General features: G+C 61.7%; 14 protein-coding genes. 7 read left to right on the forward strand and 7 right to left on the reverse strand.

The genetic code is table 11. From position 1 onward, the window contains the following. Positions 1-6: 6 nt before the first annotated feature. From tatC to HMPREF9720_RS07110, 3 genes are all read left to right on the forward strand, one after another. Positions 7-921 (forward strand): twin-arginine translocase subunit TatC, encoded by a 915-nt coding sequence (gene tatC / locus HMPREF9720_RS07100; protein WP_009597532.1) that lies wholly within the window; start codon positions 7-9, stop codon positions 919-921. Further along, positions 911-2,170, forward strand: coding sequence for a Gfo/Idh/MocA family protein (locus HMPREF9720_RS07105; RefSeq protein ID WP_009597499.1), 1,260 nt, complete (start codon positions 911-913; stop codon positions 2,168-2,170). The genes tatC and HMPREF9720_RS07105 overlap by 11 nt, the downstream gene beginning before the upstream one ends. A gap of 88 nt (positions 2,171-2,258) precedes the next feature. Further along, complete coding sequence (locus HMPREF9720_RS07110; RefSeq protein WP_009597552.1) at positions 2,259-3,656, forward strand: alanine/glycine:cation symporter family protein; 1,398 nt, start codon at positions 2,259-2,261, stop codon at positions 3,654-3,656. A gap of 37 nt (positions 3,657-3,693) precedes the next feature. On the opposite strand, the gene pflA is transcribed toward HMPREF9720_RS07110, so the two are convergent. Both pflA and pflB read right to left on the reverse strand, forming a co-directional pair. Next, positions 3,694-4,419 carry a pyruvate formate-lyase-activating protein gene (gene pflA / locus HMPREF9720_RS07115; RefSeq protein WP_009597516.1) on the reverse strand — a complete coding sequence of 242 codons (726 nt, stop codon included), beginning with the start codon at positions 4,417-4,419 and terminating at the stop codon, positions 3,694-3,696. Between the two features lies 1 nt (position 4,420). Continuing rightward, positions 4,421-6,649, reverse strand: coding sequence for a formate C-acetyltransferase (gene pflB / locus HMPREF9720_RS07120; protein WP_009597501.1), 2,229 nt, complete (start codon positions 6,647-6,649; stop codon positions 4,421-4,423). 733 nt (positions 6,650-7,382) lie between these two features. Here pflB and HMPREF9720_RS07125 point away from each other — a divergent pair. The 4 genes from HMPREF9720_RS07125 (at position 7,383) to HMPREF9720_RS07140 (ending at position 14,124) form a co-directional block, all read left to right on the forward strand. Continuing rightward, positions 7,383-7,775, forward strand: a complete 393-nt coding sequence (locus tag HMPREF9720_RS07125) for a DUF2721 domain-containing protein (RefSeq protein WP_009597509.1) — start codon at positions 7,383-7,385, stop codon at positions 7,773-7,775. Positions 7,776-8,219: 444 nt separating this feature from the next. Next, positions 8,220-9,989, forward strand: coding sequence for a helix-turn-helix transcriptional regulator (locus HMPREF9720_RS07130; protein ID WP_039940150.1), 1,770 nt, complete (start codon positions 8,220-8,222; stop codon positions 9,987-9,989). 235 nt (positions 9,990-10,224) lie between these two features. Further along, positions 10,225-12,111, forward strand: coding sequence for a fimbrillin family protein (locus HMPREF9720_RS14800; RefSeq protein WP_175282398.1), 1,887 nt, complete (start codon positions 10,225-10,227; stop codon positions 12,109-12,111). A gap of 33 nt (positions 12,112-12,144) precedes the next feature. Continuing rightward, the gene (locus HMPREF9720_RS07140) at positions 12,145-14,124 is read left to right on the forward strand and encodes a fimbrillin family protein (RefSeq protein ID WP_009597527.1); all 1,980 of its coding nucleotides are present in this window, start codon (positions 12,145-12,147) and stop codon (positions 14,122-14,124) included. A 220-nt stretch (positions 14,125-14,344) separates the two neighbouring features. Here the strand turns inward: HMPREF9720_RS07140 and HMPREF9720_RS07145 are convergent, their stop codons facing one another. From HMPREF9720_RS07145 to HMPREF9720_RS07165, 5 genes are all read right to left on the reverse strand, one after another. Beyond that, complete coding sequence (locus HMPREF9720_RS07145) at positions 14,345-16,564, reverse strand: inorganic phosphate transporter (RefSeq protein ID WP_009597513.1); 2,220 nt, start codon at positions 16,562-16,564, stop codon at positions 14,345-14,347. 201 nt (positions 16,565-16,765) lie between these two features. Next, on the reverse strand, positions 16,766-18,214 hold the full coding sequence (locus tag HMPREF9720_RS07150) for a sensor histidine kinase (protein ID WP_009597515.1): 1,449 nt from the start codon (positions 18,212-18,214) through the stop codon (positions 16,766-16,768). Next, on the reverse strand, positions 18,192-18,872 hold the full coding sequence (locus HMPREF9720_RS07155) for a response regulator transcription factor (RefSeq protein ID WP_009597510.1): 681 nt from the start codon (positions 18,870-18,872) through the stop codon (positions 18,192-18,194). Before HMPREF9720_RS07155 ends, HMPREF9720_RS07150 begins: the two co-directional genes overlap by 23 nt. A 93-nt stretch (positions 18,873-18,965) precedes the next feature. Continuing rightward, positions 18,966-20,030, reverse strand: a complete 1,065-nt coding sequence (locus HMPREF9720_RS07160; protein WP_009597545.1) for a bifunctional 3-deoxy-7-phosphoheptulonate synthase/chorismate mutase type II — start codon at positions 20,028-20,030, stop codon at positions 18,966-18,968. A gap of 124 nt (positions 20,031-20,154) precedes the next feature. Further along, on the reverse strand, positions 20,155-21,000 hold the full coding sequence (locus HMPREF9720_RS07165) for a prephenate dehydratase (protein WP_009597553.1): 846 nt from the start codon (positions 20,998-21,000) through the stop codon (positions 20,155-20,157). Between the last annotated feature and the right edge of the window lie 91 nt (positions 21,001-21,091).

Genomic DNA, 21,091 nt, shown 5'->3' on the forward strand with positions numbered 1-21,091 from the left:
ACCGATATGTCGAAACCCAACGCCGGAAACGAAAGCGCGGAGATGGACTTCTGGTCCCATTTCGCGGCGCTGCGCCCCCATTTGGTGCGCGGTGCCGCCGCTGTCGTCGTGATCGCCGTCGCCGCATTTTTCGCCCGGCACTTCCTGATCGACGTGGTGCTTTTCGGCCCCAAGAGCGCCGGTTTCCCGACCAACCGGCTGCTGCTGGAGACCGGACACGGCCTCGCCGCGCTCTGCGGTTGGATCAACGCTTTGACAGGACTTTCGCTGAGCGTCAATCCCGAAGCGTTCGACGTCTCGAACCTCGATTTCCGGGTTATCAATACCGCCATGGCGGGGCAGTTCAACCTGCACATGAAAATCTCGTTCGTGACGGGTCTCGTGCTGGCCATGCCCTACGTCCTCTGGGAGTTCTGGCGTTTCGTGAAGCCCGCGCTCACACAGCGCGAAATCGCCGCCACGCACCGCTTCGTATTCTGGATCTCGGCCTGCTTCTTCACGGGCCTGCTCTTCGGCTATTTCGTCATCGTGCCGCTCTCGGTCAGCTTCTTCATCAATTACGAAGCCAGCGCTTCGATCGTGAACATGATCGACGTCAATCAGTACCTTTCGACCGTCATCGTCGCATCGCTGGCCTCGGCGCTGGTGTTCCAGCTGCCGCTGCTGGTCTACTTCCTGACCCGTATGGGGCTGGTCTCGTCGTCGTTTCTGAAACGCTACCGCCGGCACGCTTTCGTCGGCCTGCTGGTGATCGCCGCGATCATCACGCCGCCCGACATTTTCAGCCTGATTCTGGTTATCATACCTCTTTACTGGCTCTACGAACTTAGCATCCGTCTTTCCTCCCGCATCGAACGCCGCGATGCGGCGGACGGAGCCGTGGCAGCCGCTGTAATTTCCGCAACATCCGATGAAAACTGAAACAACCCTCTCCCGGCCCGTGCGGATCGTCGTGATCGGCGCCGGCAACCGGGCGCATAAATACCTCGAATACGCCCGCCGGAATCCCGAACAGCTCCGGTTGGCCGCGATCGTCGAAGTCAACGACCTGCGCCGCCGCGCCATGGCCGACGCTTTCGGGCTTCCCGACAAGTATTGCTACGCCCATTACGACGACTTCTTCGCCGAGGGGCTCGATGCCGACATGGTGCTGATTTCGACTCCTGAGAACGCCCATTTCGACCCGGCCGTGAAGGCTATCGACGCCGGATACCACGTCCTGCTCGAAAAGCCGATCGCCCAGCGTCTCGACGAATGCCGCGAAATCGCCCGGCGCGCCCGCCGGCGCGGCGTGCTGGTCGGCGTCTGCCATGTGCTGCGCTACCATCCCTATTTCGCCAAGATCCGCGAGCTGGTCGCTTCGGGGCGGCTGGGACACGTCGTTTCGGTCAACCATACCGCTTCGGTCGGACTCGACCGGGCCACCCACAGCTACGTGCGCGGCATCTTCCGGCGCGAGAGCGAAGCCAATCCGATCCTGCTGGCCAAATGCTGTCACGACATCGACTTCCTGCTGTGGCTGACGGGTTCGCACTGCCGCCTGCTCTCGTCGTTCGGGTCGCTGCGCTGGTTCCGTGCGGAGAATGCTCCCGAAGGCTCCGCCGCGCGGTGTCTCGACTGCCGGATGGAATCCGAATGCCCCTTCTCGGCGCGCGACCTCTACTACGTCCGCCGCGACTGGGTCTCGAACTTCGACGTGCCGCCCGGAGCGACGCTCGATGCGACGATTATGGAGGAACTGCGCACGGGAATGCTGGGCCGCTGCGTCTATCGTTGCGACAACGACGTGGTCGATCACCAGCTGCTTTCGATGGAGATGGACGACGAGGTGACGATGAGCCTTTCGATGGAGATGTTTACCAACGACGATTTCCGCAAGACCCACATCCGGCTGACGGGCGGCGAGATCGACGGCGACGAGCGTACGCTGCGGGTCCGCAGGTTCCGCGGCGGGGATGCCGAGACCTATGATTTCTCGGACATCGCCGGACAGCCCTTCCACGCCGGGGCCGACCTGCAGCTGATCGGCGATTTCATCCGCGCGCTCCGCGACCCCTCGCGGCCGTTCCTCACCACGATCGACGATTCGATCGAGAGCCACCGCATCTGCTACGCCGCCGAACGCAGCCGCCGGACGGGCGAGACGATCCGGATGGATGCCGCCGAATGATCGGACGATTTGCTTCGAGAAGACCGGAATTCCGGTCTTCTCTCGTTTTAGCATTAACTTTGCTACCTTTGTCCGAAACATCTCCGCCATGCAAACCCTTTTTTTCTGGATCGACTCGGTCAATAACGTGCTCTGGTCTTATCTGCTGGTCGCCCTGCTGTTAGGCTGCGCCGTATGGTTCACCGTGCGTACGCGCGGCGTGCAGTTCCGCATGCTGCGCGAGATGCTCCGTGTGCTGGGGGAGTCGGCGGGCGGCGGACGGCGGGGCGAGCGGCATGTCTCGTCGTTTCAGGCTTTCGCCGTCTCGCTGGCGAGCCGCGTCGGTACGGGCAATCTCGCGGGCGTCGCCACGGCGATCGCCGTCGGCGGTCCGGGAGCCGTCTTTTGGATGTGGATCATCGCCCTGCTGGGGGCTTCGAGCGCCTTCGTCGAATCGACCCTCGCCCAGCTCTACAAACGTCGCGGCAGGGATTCCTATATCGGCGGTCCGGCCTATTATATGGAACGGGGACTGGGCCGGCGCTGGATGGGCGTGGTCTTTGCCGTACTGATCTCCGTCACGTTCGGCTTCGCCTTCAATTCGGTGCAGAGCAACACGATCTGCGCCGCATGGGAGGGCGCTTTCGGCTTCGACCACCATTGGGTCGGCATCGCCCTGACGCTGCTGACGCTGGGCGTTATCTTCGGCGGCATACACCGCATCGCCCGCGTGAGCGGGGTGGTGGTCCCGGTCATGGCGCTGGGGTATATCGCCCTTGCGCTGGGCGTGGTGCTCTTCAATTTCCGGCGGCTGCCCGAAGTCGTGGAGCTGATCGTCGCCAACGCTTTCGGCTGGGAGCAGGCGATGGGCGGCGGCGTGGGAGCCGCGCTGATGCAGGGCATCAAGCGGGGGCTGTTCAGCAACGAGGCGGGCATGGGTTCCGCGCCCAACGTCGCCGCCACGGCCCATGTCTCGCATCCCGTCAAGCAGGGGCTGATCCAGACCCTTGGGGTCTTCACCGATACGCTCGTAATCTGCACCTGCACGGCTTTCATCATCCTTTTCGGCGGCGTCCCCGACGCATCGCTGTCGGGCATCCGGCTTACGCAGGCCGCGCTGGTCAGTGAAATCGGCCCCGTCGGCAGTGTCTTCGTCGCCGTGGCGATCTTCCTCTTCGCTTTCAGCAGTATCATCGGCAACTACTATTACGGCGAAGCCAATATCCGCTTCATCACCCGTCGTCCGGGCGCGCTGACCCTCTACCGGCTGCTGGTCGGGGCGATGGTGCTGTTCGGGGCCCTTGCCACGCTCGATCTGGCGTGGAGCCTTGCCGACATTACGATGGCGCTGATGACCCTCTTCAACCTCGCCGCTATCCTGCTGCTGGGGCGTCAGGCTTTCCTGCTGCTGGCCGATTACGTCGCCCAGAAACGGCAGGGCATCAAAAATCCGGTCTACACGCGTGACCGGATTCCTGAGTTGAAAGACAAGGCGGAGTGCTGGTAGCAATTCAGCAGGCCGCCGCCGAAGTCGGCCGGGGGCGTCAGTTCACCACCACATTCGCGAAATATTCGCGCAGCAGCGCCGCGGCGCGGTCCAGCTGTTCCGGCGTATTCTCCCTGACGTCCGAGAGTTTGTACTCCTTTCCCATCGCTTCGTATTTGTGAACTCCGAGCGTGTGGTAGGGCAGCAGCTCGACCCGTTCGATCTGCCTGTAGCCGCCGAGCCGCCCGCCCAGCGTGCGGATGTCGGCTTCGGCGTCGCTGTAGCCCGGCACCAGCACGTAGCGGAGCCAGAAGGGTTTGCCGTGTTCTTCGAGCCATGCCGCCGTGCGGAGGGTTTGGGCGTTGTCGCGTTCGGTGAGCGCGAGGTGGCGTTCGGGATCGGCCTGCTTCACGTCGAGCAGGATCAGGTCCGCCAGCCCCAGCAGCTCTTCGACTGCCGGATTCCAGATGCTGCCGTTCGTGTCGATGCAGACGTGGATGCCCGCCTCCCGGAGCCTGCGCACCAGCGGCGCCAGCGCCGCGGCCTGAAACGTCGGTTCGCCGCCCGAAAAGGTCACGCCGCCCCGCCGTCCGTAAAAAGGCTTCTGGTCCACGGCCATGCGCAGTATCTCGTCCGGGGACGTGGGCGTGCCGCCGCAGGCGTCGATCGTGTCGGGATTGGCGCAGTAGAGACAGCGGAAATTGCATCCCTGCAGGAAAACGACGAGCCGGAGTCCCGGCCCGTCGAATGTTCCCATTGATTCGTAGGAGTGTACCTTTATCATCTTACATCCGCTCGTGGAAACTGCGGCTGATGACCTCCAGCTGGTGTTCGCGGCTCAGCTTGGTGAAGTTCACGGCATAGCCCGACACGCGGATCGTCAGCTGCGGATAGTTTTCGGGGTGCTCCATGGCGTCTTCGAGCATCGCGCGGTTCAGCACGTTCACGTTCAGGTGGTGCGCCCCCTTGGTGAAGTAGCCGTCGAGCATCGTCACGAGGTTCTCGATCCGCTCCTCCTGCGTCGGGCCCAGCGATTTGGGGATGATCGAGAAGGTGTTCGAGATGCCGTCCTGCGAGTCGCGGTAGCGTAGCTTGGCCACCGAGGCCAGCGAAGCGATCGCGCCGCTCTTGTCGCGTCCGTGCATCGGGTTGGCGCCCGGAGCGAAAGCCACGCCTTTGGCGCGTCCGTCGGGCGTCGCGCCGGTCTTCTTGCCGTACATCACGTTCGAGGTGATGGTCAGCAGCGAGAGGGTCGGACGGGCGTTCTTGTAGACGGGCAGCTTCTTCAGTTCCTCGCTGAAATAGTACACGAGGTCCACGCCCAAGTGGTCCACCCGGTCGTCGTTGTTGCCGAAGCAGGGGAATTCACCCTCGATGTCGAATCCGTCGGTGAGCCCCTGCTCGTTGCGGCGCGCCGTCACCTTGGCGTATTTGATGGCCGAGAGCGAGTCGAGGGCGATCGAGAGACCGGCCACGCCGTAGGCGAGGTTGATGCGCGGGTCGGTGTCCACCAGCGCCATCTGGGCCTTCTCGTAATAATATTTGTCGTGCATGTAGTGGATGATGTTCATCGCCTCGTTGTAGACGCGGGCGATTTCGGTCAGCACCATCTTGTAGTTGCGCATCACCTCTTCGAAGCGCAGCGGGCCCTCGGTGAGCGCCGGAATGCCCTTGACCATCAGCGTGCCGGTGTTCTCGCAGCGGCCGCCGTTCAGAGCCAGCAGCAGGGCCTTGGCCAAGTTGCAGCGGGCGCCGAAGAACTGGATCTGACGGCCGATGTCCTGATACGACACGCAGCAGGCGATGCCGTAGTCGTCCGAGTGGCGCACTTCGCGCATCAGCTCGTCGTTTTCGTATTGGATCGAACTGGTGTCGGCCGAAACCTTGGCGCAGAAATCCTTGAATCCCTGCGGCAGGTCGGGGCTCCACAGAATCGTGAGGTTGGGTTCGGGCGACGGACCGAGGTTGTAGAGCGTCTGCAGGAAACGGAACGAGGTCTTGGTCACCTTCGTGCGGCCGTCGTTGAAGCGTCCGCCGATGGCTTCGGTCACCCACGTCGGGTCGCCGGCGAAGATGTCGTTGTAGGACTGCATTCTGAGGTGGCGCACCATGCGGAGCTTGATGACGAACTGGTCGATCAGCTCCTGCGCGAACACTTCGTCGATGTTGCCGTGGGCCAGATCGTACTCGATGAAGATGTCGAGGAACGACGAAACGTTGCCCAACGACATTGCGGCGCCGTCCTGCTCCTTCACGGCGGCGAGGTAGGCCATGTAGACCCACTGTACGGCCTCCTGCGCCGAGTGCGCCGGACGGCTCAGGTCCAGTCCGTAGTATTCGCCCATCGTGCGGATCTCCTTGAGTGCCTTGATCTGCTCCGCGACCTCTTCGCGCAGGCGGATGCGGGCGTCGGTCATCGGGCCGGTCAGGCCGCGCAGGTCCTCGGTCTTGGCTTCGATCAGCCGGTCGGTGCCGTAGAGGGCCAGACGGCGGTAGTCGCCGATGATGCGGCCGCGGGCGTAGTTGTCGGGCAGACCCGTCAGGAAGCCCAGCGAACGGAACGAGCGGATCTCCTCGGTGTAGACGTCGAACACGCCGTCGTTGTGCGTCTTGCGGTAGTGGGTGAAAATATCCTTAACCTTCTCGTCCACGTCGACGCCGTTCTCCTTGCAGGCGCGCGATACGACGTTGATGCCGCCGAAGGGCTTGATGGCGCGCTTGAGCAGCTGGTCGGTCTGCAGACCGACGATCAGCTCCTGTTCTTTGTCGATGTAGCCGGCTTTGTGCGAAGTGATGGTCGAAACGGTCTTGTTGTCCAGCGAACGGACGCCGTTGTTGGCGCGCTCCTCTTCGAGGGCCTTGAGACAGAGGTTCCAGATGTGCTTCGTGCGGTCGGTGGGACCCTGCAGGAAGGAGGCGTCGCCCACGTAGGGGGTGATGTTCGTCTGAACGAAACTCGTCACGTTGATCTCCTTGCTCCAAAGTCCGTCGATAAAGGTTTTGTTCAATTCCATAAATTATTATTCGTCAAAATGAGATTAAAATTGTTTTCTTTGGGATGCGCAAAGGTATGTTATTTTTTTCACAATACCGAACGCTGCGGCGCATTTTCTTAAAAAATCTTAAAAAATACCTGCGATTTGTCGGACCATATCGCCCCGGAGCGTTTTTTCTGCAGGACGGAGTCCTTCGGCCTACGGTTTGGCCCCTGCTTTGCAGCGACGAATGCGGACCGGGATCGGGCGGCATCGGCAGCGTCGGGCCCGGCGGACCGGTGCCGCCGCAGATTCCGGCGGGCCGATATGTGCGACCGATGCGGCGGAATACGGCCCGGAGGTCTCGAACGCGCATCTTGCCTTCGGGTCCCGCCGCAGTTTTGCCGGGACGGGTGTATGCTGTTTTACCGGGGCGGGTGTATGTTGCGGACCTTTGCTGGTTTGCCGGGACGGATGCACGCTGTTTTGCCCGACCGGACCTTCGCTGTTTTGCGGGGTGGATGCACGCCGTTTTGCCGGGGCGAACGCTCACTGTTTTGTCGGACCGGGCGCATTGACCGGAATATTTCGTACCTTTGTCCCGGAAGCCGTCCCGTGTTTCTGGCGCCGCACCCGCTAAGATGCACCCCGCTGAGTGCCCACAGAGATGCGTGCCCGGCATGATGCCGCTTCGGCCCTGCCTGAACGCTCTGCGGCCGCGGACCCGAAGCGGCAGGAAACGGCGACCGTAATTCCGCAAAACCGATTCGTCATGGAAGAACTGACTCTTACGACCCCCGCACTGCTCTTTTCAGCCGTCTCGCTGATTCTGCTGGCCTACACCAACCGTTTTCTGTCGTACGCCCAGCTGGTGCGCACGCTCAAGGAGCAGCACCTCCAGCACCCCTCGAAAGTCACCCGCGCGCAGATCGACAACCTGCGCCGCCGCCTGCACCTCACGCGCACGATGCAGATTCTGGGCGTTTCGAGCCTTTTTCTCTGCGTGGTGACGATGTTCCTGCTGTATGTCGGATTTTTCGTCCTTTCGGCCTATGTCTTCGGCGCGGCGTTGCTGCTGCTGATCGGTTCGCTGGGCGTGTCGATCTGGGAAATCCAGATTTCGGTCCGCGCCCTCGAAATCCACCTGCACGACATGGAGAAATAGCCGTAATAACGAAGATGCCGCGACCTCGCGTCGCTGCATCTCCCACTAACCTACTTATGTAACCTAAAACCAACTTGGAAAACCTCATCCGGTTTTCACACTGCAAATATACGGGGCCGTCGTTACTTTGAAATGACGGCCCCGTTACATTTCCGTTTCACGGGCCGGAGGACATTCCGCCGCAAAACCCCGGCATACCGGGAACCGCAGGCGCGTGGCCGGACGCGGACAGTGCGGTGCGGCCGGACAGGCATGCGGAGATGTGCGGTTCCTGCGCATGAAAGGGTCCGGAATTTCCGTCTCCGTTTTTCGCCCGCTTTCCGGAAGTGCCTTTTCGGATTAAAAAGGCGCATTTCCGTCGGTTTCGGGTTTTTTTATTAATTTAGCGGAGTGAAAACGGTGTGCGCCGGCACTCCGGTCCGGCCCGTTTCCCGATCTTCAGCGATGCTCAGACGTTTGTTCATATTGGCCGCCGTCGTGTCTCTCGGACTTCCTGCCGTCCGCGCGCAGGAGGGTGCGGCTTCGCATGCCGCGGTGATTCAGGCCGATACGCTGCCGGTGTTGCTGGAACGGCTGGAACGGGACCCTGAGGACATAGACCTGCTGGTCGAAATCTGCTCCCAATACACCATGCGGAGCGAATTCGCCGCGATTCATCCCTACGTTTCGCGTCTCCGCAGGGCCGGGGCCGCACACGACGACGAGCGTGCGCTGATGTACGCCGACCTCTTCTCCGGGCAGTCCTACCTGCTCGCCGAGGGCAGCGACTCGACCCGCATATACCTCGACCGGGCTTTGATCCGCGGGCGGCAGTGCGAAGACCCGGTGGCGCTGTGCCGGATTTACAATGCGCTGGGAATCTATGCCGTCAGCATCGAAACGAACTATTTCGGAGGCATCGAATATTTCCTCGAAGCGATGGAGTACGCCCGCAGCGCCTCGCTGAATCGCTTCTATCTGGTGGCGCAGTGCAATCTGGCCAATACGTATTACATGCGCAACGACCCTGCGGGCCTGAAATACGCCGAGGAGGTCTGCCGGCTGGGCGCCGAGTGGGGTTACGACTACCTCGCTTTCGGCGGCGCGGTCATCAGCGCCTACATGCACTACATGCTCGGCGATCAGGACCGGGCTTTGGAATACATCCTCCGGACGCTTTCCGACACCGATAAATTCGGCTACCACACCGAGCTTTACAGTCTCTACGCCAATATTGCGCAGGGCGCCGATGCGGGCGCCGAACGCTATTACCTGATGGCGCTCGACCACATCGACGAGAAGGTCGTGACCGCTACCGTGATGACCTACCTCAGTTACGGAACCTACCTGAACGACCGGGGCGAGTACGCCCGCGCGATTCCGGTGCTCCGGCAGGGCATCGAACTCTCGGAGCGGAGCAACAACGCCGTGCACCGCTATAAGCTTTACCTGCGTATCTCCGAGGCCGAGACCGCGCTGGGCCGCTACCGCGAGGCGCTGGACTATTTCAAGAGCTACCATAGTCAGGCGGACAGCATCTTCAACGTCGAGCGGGAGCGTTCGATCAACGAACTGCGGGTCAGGTACGACGCCGAGCGGCAGGAAAACATGCTGCGCAAGAGCGAAATCGACCTGATCCGCCAGCAGCGCCGATTCCAGCTGCTGCTGTTGCTGCTGCTCTTCGCCGTCGGCATTTCGACCGTGGTCTATATCCTCTACCGGCGCAAGGACAAGATGTACAAGCAGATCGTCCGGCAGCAGTACGAATTTCTGAAAAAGGAGAAAAAGGCCGCGCAGCCGGCCATGCCCCCCCCCGACCCTATTTCCCCGCAGACTGAAAAGCCGTCGCCCGACCGTGACGAACACGCCGTGCGCGACGCCGAACTCTTCGCCCGGATCGAATACCTGATGCAGACGGAAGGCGTCTACCGTCAGAACGACCTGACCATCGAACGGCTCGCCGAGCGGCTCGACACCAACCGCACCTATATCTCCCGTGCGATCAACCAGCAGGCCGGGAAGGCTTTCAGCAGTTACGTCAACAGCTACCGCATCGACGAGGCCGTGCGGCGTCTTTCCGACGTCGATGACGATACGCCGCTGAAGGCGCTTGCCCAGATGCTCGGCTACAACCACCTGCAAACTTTCTATACTTCGTTCCAGAGTGCGATCGGCATGCCGTCGTCTAAGTACCGCGAGAAACTGCTCAAACTCCACCGCGAGCACCAGCTCTGAGCGCAACCCCGTTTTTCGGGGTTTGTTTTTTTCGGAATTTGTCAATTTTTACGAATTCCGAAAAGCTGCGTTTCATAAATCGTCCGGCTTCTTCTATATTTGCCAATAGGTTGATGAGGCGCTTTGCCCGATGCGGGCGGTGCGTATCCTTTTGGTGATTTTGTCCGGCGGATGTCTGTTTGACGCAGGCGGTGCCGTCCCCGAATCCGTAAGTATTCTTTTAAACGCTGTTCATATGAAAAAAACGTTACTATTCAGCAGTCGATCCTTGTTGACTGCGGCTTTGTTCTTCTGCGCCGCTTCGGTCGTCTCCTGCCAGAAGGAGGAGACCGCCGGCGCCGCGCCTTCGTGCGCCGCGATCCGTCTGACCGCCGAGCCGGCGGAGTTCGTCCGGACCAAGAGCGAAACGGACGTCGCCTATGCCTCCCGCTTCGTGGAGGGGGACGCCATCGGCCTCTTCGCCGTGATCCGCTCCGATGCCGAAACGCAGGCCTATCCGGCCGCTTCGGGCAACTACATCCAGAATGCCAAATTCGTCCGTCAGGCCGACGGTTCGTGGCGTGAGGAAGGCTCCAAATCCTATTACATGGAGCAGGGGCAGGTCATGGACCTCTATGCCTATTATCCCTATGCCGAAAATGCCGATCCTACGGCGCTCGTCTACGACGCTTCGGTTGCCGAAGCCGACTTCATGACGGCCCGCACGGCGGGATTCAGCGAGCGCGACGGCGAGATCAGACTCGTATTCCGTCATAAACTGGCGCTGGCCGAAGCCTTCGTCGCGGACGCCGACAAACTGACCGATTACGCCGTGACGGTGCAGAACGTGCGCACGAAAGCGGTGTTCTCGCTGGCGGCCGCGGCCCAAGATGCCGAAATGCAGTCCGTGGACGCCAAGACGGCTTCGGTGGCGATGACGCGCTGCGGCAACGCTTTCCGCGCCTACCTGCCGGCGCAGGAGATCGCCGAAGACAAGGCCCTGCTGAAGGTCGGGGGCAACGGCTTCGCGGCTTTCGACTACACGCATCCGGGCAAAACCTCGCTGGCCGCCGGTCAGGTCCGCAAACTGCTGGTTACGCCCGCTTTCGCAAATCCCGAACTGCTCCCCAACTGTTACGTCGTATCGCCGGGCGAGACGCTCTACATTCCCGTTTGCAAAGCTTTCGGCGTCTGGGAGAAGAACGAAGTGCTGGCGGGCGCCGGCACCGGCATGCTGGGAGCCATGGGCGCCCGCGTAGTCTGGGAGGACGTGCGCTATCTGCTCAACGACGATCAGATCACCGTGCTGGGCAGCGGCTCGAAAGCCGTTATTCAGGTGCGCACCACGCCCCGGACCTGCGGCAATGCGGTGCTCGCGCTGGAGATCGGCGGTGAGATCCGCTGGAGCTGGCACCTCTGGATCACCGATTACGATCCCAACGCTCCCGAAGCGCAGAAATCGAAGAACGGCCGGACCTTCATGGACCGCAACCTCGGTGCGATGAACGCCGAATACGGCAATATCGATGCGCTGGGACTCCAGTATCAGTGGGGCCGCAAGGACCCGGTTCCGTGTCCTGCGAAATGGGAGGACATCGCTACGCGCCCCGTGTGGAACGGCGTGGGCGTCAAGGTCGGTTTCTCGACCAAGGCCAATTCTGCCGTGATCCGCGACAATCTCGTGGCTTCGATCAACGATCCGCTGGCGCTCATCAAGGCGGTCGGCGTTCCTTACGACTGGTATTCCACCGTGAAAAATCAGGGTGAGAACCGCTGGAATGCCGCCGACGGCTCGAAAACCGAATTCGATCCGTGTCCCCGCGGATGGCGGGTTCCCGTGTCCGGTTTCGGAACCTTGTCGCCGTGGTACAATTGTGTTACTGCCGGCATCCCGTGGCTCAACGGAGTGATCTGGGAGGATCTGGGCTACTGGCCCGCGGCAGGTCTGCTCGAATCCAGCGGCCAGAGCTATCTCGGCATGTTCGGATACTATTGGTCGGCGACTCCCGGTGAAAATCTGTCCGGTGGCGTTAAACAGGAGGGATGCGCTTACGGATACAATTTCGATAATCAGACTTCGTTGACCAGCTACCTCCAGTACCGTCATACCGTTTTGTCGGTGCGCTGCGTCAAAGTGCAGTAATTCGATGTTTCACGCTTTAAAAAGATAATCACCATGAAATATACAGGTTCCATCCATACGACGTTTTATGCGCTTCTGGCCGCTGCCGCGCTTACGGCCGCCGGCTGCAGCGACGACGATAACGAAAAGGGCGGGGGAGCGACCGGCGTCGAGGCGAACTTCTCGGCCGAAATCACCCCTTACACCCGTGCCGCCGGCGACACTTGGACCAACGGCGATGCCGTCGGCATCTATATGCTCGGCGGCGATGCGGGCACGGCGGACAACGTGCGCTATACCTGCGAACCCAACGGACGGCTGTCGGCCGCGGATGCGAAAATCGTCATTCCCGGCAGCGGCACTTTCGATTTCGTCGCCTATCACCCTTACAAGCAGAGCAGCCTGAGCGGCGATGCGGGCAAGATCGACGGCTACCTCTATCCCGTCGTCCTGAGCGACCAGACCGATCCCGCGGCGATCGACCTGCTGTGGAGCGACAATGCGGCCGGGGTCACGGCCGCTGCGCCCGACGTGAAGTTCACTTTCGAACACGTGCTGTCGAAGGTCGAAATCGCCGTCAAGCAGGGCGGAGGCATCTCGGCCGACGACCTTGCCGGGGTTGTCGTCACCATCGACGGCGTCTACAACGAGGGCTTCTTCGCCCTGAACAGCGGCAGGATCGGCAATACGGGCGTTCCCGGTGCCGTGACGGCGCGCGCCGTCACCGAGGGCGTCAGCTACGAGGCGATCGTTCTGCCGACCACCGACGCCGCGCAGCGGGGCCGCGTCTTCACGGTGGAGGCGCCTCTGTTGGGACGCACCTATACATGGACGATGCCCGACGACTATCTTTTCGTGGGCGGCAAGATCCACGAAATCGAGATTACGGTCGATGTGGACGGCATTTCGGTCGTCACGGGCGACATTGCCGACTGGAACGGCGGCGATTCCAATCCCGAAGTCGAGACCGACGATGCCGAATTCCTCGCGCTTCCCAACTCCTATATCGCCCGTCCGGGTTCGACGGTGACGATTCCCGTTGCCAAGGCCTATGCCGCATGGCACAATATCCCGATGCTTCAGGAAGGCTCGTTCAGCATTCCCAACGACCTGACCGCCCGCATCGTATGGCAGGAGCGTTTCGATGAAGACGAAACCATCCTGTTCTCGACCAACGACAAGGTCACGATGACCGGATCGGGCATCAACGCCGCAATCGAAGTCGTCCTGAATCCCGATGTCGAAGGCAGCCTTGTCGTGGGCGTGTACGACGGCGACGGCAACTGCTACTGGAGCTGGCATATCTGGGTCACCGAGTACGATCCCTCGCAGCCCGCAGGGCAGCAGACCGTCGGCGGCAACGTCTTCATGGACCGCAATCTGGGCGCCACTTCGCTCGTGAAGGGGCCGCAGAGCGCCGGATGTTTCTACCAGTGGGGCCGCAAGGATCCGTTCCAAGGTCCCTATACGTGGATGATGTTCCTCAATGCCAACGCCGGCTGGTCGAACGACGGTATCGGCAAGTTCATGACGCTCAAAGGGCTTGCTTCGACGAAGGTTCCCTCCGAGAATCTCGTGGCTTCGGTCCAGCAGCCTTACCGCTATATTGTGGGTATTTCCGGAACGCAGGACTGGCTGTCGCCGGATGTCGGCGGCGAAGCCTACCGCTGGAGCAACGCCGACGGTACGAAAGGCGTCTTCGACCCGTGCCCTGAGGGGTGGCGCGTGCCCGTTTCGGGTGCGGGAGCGGCTTCCGCGTGGGCCGATCTGAACGGCGTGTGGGATGCGGAGCGTACCGGATGCGTTTTTGCTGAAGGCAACGGCTACTATCCTGCGGCCGGCTATATCAATATCATGTCGGCGTCGGGTTCGGGCGGCGGCGCGGAAGCGGGTACTTCGGGCTACTGCTGGAGCGCATCGTCGGCCGGCCGGAACGGCTATGCGCTGACTTACAGCGTCTCCGCCATCAAAACCGAGGCCGAACTGACCAAGGCGTGGGCCTGCCCCGTCCGCTGCGTGAAGGATGTCAAATAGCACGCGGATATAGGAAGAAGACCGCCGCCCTTTCGTGGGGCGGCGGTCTTTGTTTTGGCGGCCGTGCGGTGTTTCCCGACCGCTGTTTTCTGTGCGGTGTTTTCTGTGCGGTGTTTTCTGTGCGGTGTTTCCCGTTCTGTGTTTCCTATCCGGTGTTTTCCGGCCGCTGTCTTCCGTTCGTCCGGTCCGGAATTCTCCGCAGGCCTGTCTTCTGCCCCGCCTATTTTCTGCTTTCGAGAAAGTAGTGCTGCGACTTGAGCAGGTTGCGGGCCTGCAGGATCATCGTCTTGGTTTCGTTGAGGATCGTCAGATAGAGTACGCTGGCCCGCGTGCTGGCCGCCGGGTCGCCGTTGATGCGGCGCAGCTGGTTCTTGATCGCCTCGACGATGGTGTCGAAGAGCTTGTCGCGCATTTCGAGCACCATGTCCAGATCCGAAAAGTCCTTCGTGCGGAGCATGTCGTTGATTTTGTCGAAAATCGCCTCCACCTGATCGTTTACGCGCATCAGATCCACGATCTGCTCCTTCGACAGCCCTTCGTGGTTGTTGTCGATGTGTCCGAACGCAGGACGGGTGATGTGGATCAGCGCCTTGGTCACCTCCGAGAGGTAATCCGTCACCTGCACGTAGAAGTGCCCGGTGTCGATGTCGCACTGCTGCAGGCGGCGCAGCGTCGGCATGATGCCGTATTTGCGGTCGCGGGCCTCTTCGAAGAGCCTGTTCGACGACTGCACCATCTCCTTGAGCACCTTGCGGTTCTCCTTGAAAACGGCGACCAGCGTCCGGTTGTAAATGCGCGTCACCTGCTCCATCGTCGTGCATACTTCGCCGATGCAGACGCAGAGCACTTCGTCCGGAGTCTCGGCCTTGATTACCGGCAGTTCCTCCGCGGCAGCTTTCTCCTCCGGCTTGGTGCGGTGGCTGCGGATGAGCAGCCATGCGCAGAGAGCGACGAGCGTCGTGACGGCGATCCAGCCGCCCCAGAGCAGCAGCAGCGTCACGCAGAGGGCGATCAGGAATCCGCCGAGCGCGGTGATGAACCACCCCGAAATGACGGCCATGACGCCCGTGATGCGGTATACGGCGCTTTCGCGGCCCCACGTCCGGTCTGCGAGCGATGAACCCATAGCCACCATGAAGACCACGTAGGTGGTCGAGAGCGGCAGTTTGTAGGAGGTGCCTATGGCGATCAGGATCGAGGCGGCCGTGAGGTTTACGACGGCGCGGATCATGTCGTAGGGCGCCGACGAACGCTCCTCGGCAGGCAGCGGTTCGAAGCGTCGGTCGATGACTTTCTGCATGCGGTCGGGAATCAGCCCTGTCCACATGGTGTTGAGCGCGAGCGAGGCGCGTACCAGACTGCGCGATACGAAGGTCGAGCCGAACCGCTCGTCGCCCTCGTGCTGCGAGGCGAGCGAAAGCTCGGTTTCGGTGACGTGGCGCGATTTCTTCGAGAAGAAGAGCGTCAGGACCATCACCGCGCCCGACAGCAACAGCAGCAGGAAGTTGGCGCGCGCCGGATTGGCCAGTTCGCCCATCATGATCGACTCGCTGCCCGTTTCGCGGGCGATCTGCCATGCGTCGTAGCTGGCCAGCGGCACGCCGATGAAGTTCACCAGATCGTTGCCTGCGAAGGCCAGCGCCAGCGCGAAGGTGCCTGTGAGGATGGTGATGCGCATGATGTTGAGCCGCATGCGCTGGAAAATCCAGAGCACGACCGACGCCCCGGCCCAGAAGACGAGCAGCGTTACGAGCACGTGCTCGCCGACGTATTCTCCGACCGAAGTCGGAATCAGCCCCGAACTTTTCAGCCCCTTGAACAGCGCGAAGTAGAGGATTCCCGCCAGCGAAATGCCGCACCATACGGCGCCCCAGCGGCGGAACACCTTCGCGTAGCGGAACGAGAAGATGAGCCGCGAAACGTACATGAAGAGCGACCCTGCGGCGAACGCCAGCGCCACCGAGAGCAGGATGGCCGCGATGATGGCCATCGCCTTTCCGGTGTTGATGTACTGCGAGAGGTCCGAAACCGAAGCGGCCGGATCGCCCCAGATGTGGTAGAGCGCCGCGGCGACTCCCGCGCCCAGCAGTCCGAATACCATCGACACGGTGGTCGAGGTGGGCAGTCCGAGGGTGTTGTAAATGTCCAGCAGCAGGATGTTGCCCAGCATCATGCCCAGAAAGAGCATCATGATCTCCGGGAAGGAGAATTGTCCGGGATAGAAGACGCCGCTGCGCGCCACCTCCATCATGCCGCTCGACGTGAGCGTGCCGACGAGGATGCCGGCGGCGGCGATCCAGAGGATGACGCGGCGCGGTGCGGCTTTCGATCCGAGGGCCGAGTTGAGAAAGTTGACCGCGTCGTTGGCCACGCCCACGACGATGCCCATCACGGCCAGCAGGCCCATGACGATGACGATGCTTGTGAATAGAGGACTCATATGGTCGTTTGTCGTTTGTTTTTCGGCGGTTCCGTTTTGGCGCTCCGCCGTGTGTTTTCGTCCGGCCCTGCATCCGTTTTCCGGAGGAGGCTTTCGCCCGCCGTTTCCGGCGGAGATCGCCGCCCTGAGATGCGGGGCCGGTCTTTCCGGTGCAAAGGAACGAAATGGATGTTACAAACGTGTTACGGACGGATTGCGGCTCTATGAATGTTTGCGCAGGGTGAAGGTGAATTCCAGTCCGCCGCGCTCCGAGTTGCGGACCGAGATCGTGCCGCCGTGCATCATCACGGCGTTTTTGACGATCGCAAGCCCCAGCCCCGTGCCGCCCAGCTTGCGCGAACGCCCCTTGTCGATGCGGTAGAAGCGTTCGAAAATGTGGGGCAGGTGTTGTTCCTCCACGCCGATGCCGTTGTCGGAGAACTGCAGCGTGTACTGCTCCGGCGAGTCGTCCAGCAGGCGGATGAAAATGTCGCGTCCGCCCGAATAGGCCGCGGCGTTGTCCGCGAGGTTGCGGAACACCGAACCCAGCAGCGAGGGGCTGCCCTCCATTTCGAGCGGATAGGGGAAGTCGCAGTTCACGCGCAGCCGCTGCCCTTCGGGCCGGAGCTGCATGTCGGCGCGGATTTCGTCCACGATGTCGTTCAGCACGACACGCTCCTTGCGGATCAGCTGGCTCGCCTCGTCCATGCGCGTGACGGTCGAGATGTCGGCGAGCAGGCTGCGCAGCCGCGCCACCTGCGCGCAGCTCTTTTCGAGGAACGCCGTGCGCTTCTCCGCTCCGAGCCCCGGATTGTCCAGCAGAGTTTCCAGATACCCCTGAATCGCTGCCACGGGCGTTTTCAGTTCGTGGTTGATGTTGTTCGTGAGTTGTTTCTTGATGCGGATTTTCTCCTGCTGTTCGTGCAGCGCCAGCGCATGTTCGCGGTCGCGGTCGGCCGTGGTGCGCTGCAGGCGGGCGTACAGCCGGATGATATGGCTCGATATGTCGCCCAGCTCGTCGTGCGGAAAGACCGCCTGCTCATCGATCCGCTCGCCCCGCTCGGCGCGCTGGGCGAAATCTCTCAGCCGCGTGATGTTGTGTCCCAGCCGGCGGGTCGCGAAGTAGGCCGCCACGCTCATCAGCAGCGTGACGCCCAGCATGAACCACAGAAATTCGCGGTCTGCGGCCAGCACTTCGCGGAGCGTTATCGAATAGGGCACGGCCGAGCGGACGACGACCCCGCCGTCGGACATGGCCGAATAGAAATAGTAGAGGTCGGTGCTCTCCGAATGGCGGCGGATCGTGAATCCCGTGCCGCGGGCGAGGGCTTCGGCGACTTCGGGGCGGTCGAGGTGGTTGGTTTCCGGAAGGCTGCCGGCCGAATTGTCGAAGGTGACGCGCCCGGCGGCGTCGATCACCGTCACGCGCAGGTCGCCGAACGGTTCGTCGCGTGCGGCGATGAACTCCTCAGGCGTCGCGCCGTCGGCGAGGGCGTCGAGCATCCGCAGGTTGAAGAGCTGCAGGCGGGTGTCGAGCCGTTCGGCCTTGAACTGCTTTTCGCGGCCGTACTGAAAGACGATGAAGCAGGCGACCAGCGCCCACGAAAACGCGAGCAGCAGCAGGAAGAGCCGCCGGTGGTAGGAGAGGCTACTCCTCAAACCCGTACCCATAGCCCAGACGTGTTACGATGTGGTCTCCGTAGACGCCGATTTTGCGGCGCAGCCGCGTGATATTGACGTCGATGGTGCGGTCCAGCACGATCACCTCGTCGCTCCAGACCTGATGCAGTATCTCCTCGCGCGAAAAGATTCTGCCGCGGTTCGAAAGCAGCAGGGCGAGTATTTCGAACTCCTTTTTTGTCAGGGCCAGCGGCGTTCCGTCCACGGTGCAGATTTTGCGGACGAGGTCCATGTGCAGCCCTTCGAACGCGATCGCCCTGCTCTGGCCCTCCTGCGGTGCGGTGCGGCGCAGCACGGAGCGCACGCGGGCCAGCACTTCGCGCACGGAGAAAGGCTTGGCGATATAGTCGTCGGCTCCGATGTTGAGCCCCGCGACCGTGTCGTCCTCGGTGTCTTTGGCTGTGCAGAAGATGATCGGCACGGCGGCCGTTTCGGGCTGCGCCCGGAGCTGCCGGGCCATCTTGAATCCGCTCATCTCGCCCATCATGACGTCGAGCAGAATCAGCGAATAACGTTCGGGGTGCATGCCGAGGGCCTGTTCGGCGCTGTACGCCGTATCGACTTCGTAACCCTCGACTTCGAGATTGAACTGAAGAATCTCGCAGAGGGATTCCTCGTCGTCCACCACAAGGATTTTGTGCTTTGTCATAACTGTTACGGATTGGTATCCGCATCAAAAGTACGTAACAATCCCTTTATTGCGTGGTCCCCGCCGAATATTTAACCGAAATGTAACAGCCCGTCATTCGCCCAGCACCTGCATCTGCTGGCGGATCGACTCCTCGTGGATGGCCTGCAACACCGAGCGCATGAATTCGCGGTCCATGCCCAGCTGTACGGCCTGCTCCGCGCGTCGCGCCAGCAGGTCTTCGTAACGTTTGGCCTGCAGGATCGGCATGTTGTGCTCTTTCTTGTACTGCCCGATGTCGCGCGATACCCGCATGCGGCGCACGAGCAGTTCGAGCAGTTCGTCGTCTATCTTGTCGATCTGCGAACGCAGTTCCGAAAGGCTCTCCGTCGTGGTGTTGGCTTCGCGGATCACCAGACTGCGGCAGATGTAGGCCAGACCCTGCGGCGTCACCTGCTGGGCCTTGTCGCTCCACGCGCAGTCGGGCGAACAGTGCGCTTCGACGATCAGCCCGTCGAATCCGAGGTCCATGGCCTGCTGCGAAAGCGGCGCGATCAGTTCGCGGCGGCCTCCGATGTGGCTGGGGTCGCAGAAGATCTGCAGGCCCGGCAGGCGGCGGTGCAGTTCGATGGGGATCGACCACATCGGATGGTTGCGGTAGAGACTCTTGTCGATCGACGTGAAGCCGCGGTGAATGCCCCCCAGACGGCGGATGCCGGCGTTGTAGATGCGCTCCACGCCGCCGATCCACAGTTCGAGGTCCGGACTCACGGGATTCTTGACCAGCACCGGAATGTCGTGGCCGCGCAGCGCGTCGGCGATCTCCTGCATGGCAAAGGGGTTGGCCGTGGTGCGGGCGCCGATCCAGATCATGTCGATGCCCCCTTCCAGCGCCGCCATGACATGCTTGCGCGTGGCGACCTCGGTGGCGGTGTACATCCCTGTTTCGCGTTTTACGCGCTGGAGCCATGCCACGCCTTCGGCACCCACGCCCTCGAACCCTCCGGGTTTGGTGCGGGGCTTCCAAAGTCCGGCGCGGAAAATCCGCACGCCTTCGGCGGCCAGTTCGCGGGCGGTTTCGATCACCTGCTCTTCGGTTTCGGCGCTGCACGGTCCCGCGATGACCAGCGGGCGCCGGGGATCGAGTCCCGGAAAATTGATGGGTTGCAAATCTTTCATATCAGTTCTGTTTGAATTATTGTCGTTTGTCTTGTCTCTGTCTTTTCGCGTCATTCGCAGCCTGCCGCCTCGTTTGCGTCTCTGTCCCCGCCCGCCGCGAAAATCGGGTCCTATGTCCTTCCGCTCAGATTTCGGGATTGGGATATTCGGCATATTCGCCCAGAATCCGGAAATCGCTGGTCAGCGGCCGGGCCGCATCGACCGCCTGCCGGTACCGCATCGGGTCGTCGAAGGTCACGTCCACGTAAAACCGGTATTCCCATTCGCGTCCGATGATCGGCAGCGACTGTATTTTCGTGAGGTTGATTCCGTAGAAGGATAACAGCGTCAGCACTTTCGAGAGGCTCCCCTGCGCGTGGGGCAGTGTGAATACCAAAGACGCTTTGTCGGTGCGGGCCGGATCGGTGAACTCCGCCGCGCGGCTGCGGTCGGCCAGTACCAGAAAACGGGTGAAGTTGTGCTTGTTGGTCTCGATGCCGCGTTCGAGGATTTCGAGTCCGTAGAGTTCCGCGGCTTCGGCGCCGCAGATGGCCGCCGTGCCGGCGAGCCGCTGGCCGGCGATTTCGCGGGCGCTTCCCGCCGTGTCGTCGCGCTCGACGACTTTCATCGCGGGCCGGGCCTTGAGGTATTCGCCGCACTGCATCAGGGCGATCGGGTGCGAATGCACCTCGCGGATGTCTGTGACCCGCTGTCCCGGAAGCGCCGCCAGCACGTGCGAGATGCGGAGTTTGTACTCGCCGATGACCGCCAGCGTGCTGCGGCGCAGCAGTTCGTGGTTGGGCAGCAGGCTTCCGGCAATGGTGTTCTCGATGGCCGCCACTCCCAGCAGCTCGGCGTCGGCTGCCATGCGGGCGAACTGCTCGTCGAAACTCACGCAGGGCAGCACCTCGACCTCTTCGCCGGGGAAACTTCCGTGCGCCGCGGTCTCGTGGAAACAACCCGCTATCCCCTGTATCGTTATCCGTTTCATCTTCTGAATCGCATTAAAAAATCCCGCTCTTCTACAGAACGGGATCCTTCGTGTTTTCACTCTATTGTTTTATACAGTTAATTGCATGCCA

This window comes from Alistipes sp. HGB5, from assembly GCF_000183485.2.
GTDB lineage: Bacteria > Bacteroidota > Bacteroidia > Bacteroidales > Rikenellaceae > Alistipes > Alistipes finegoldii.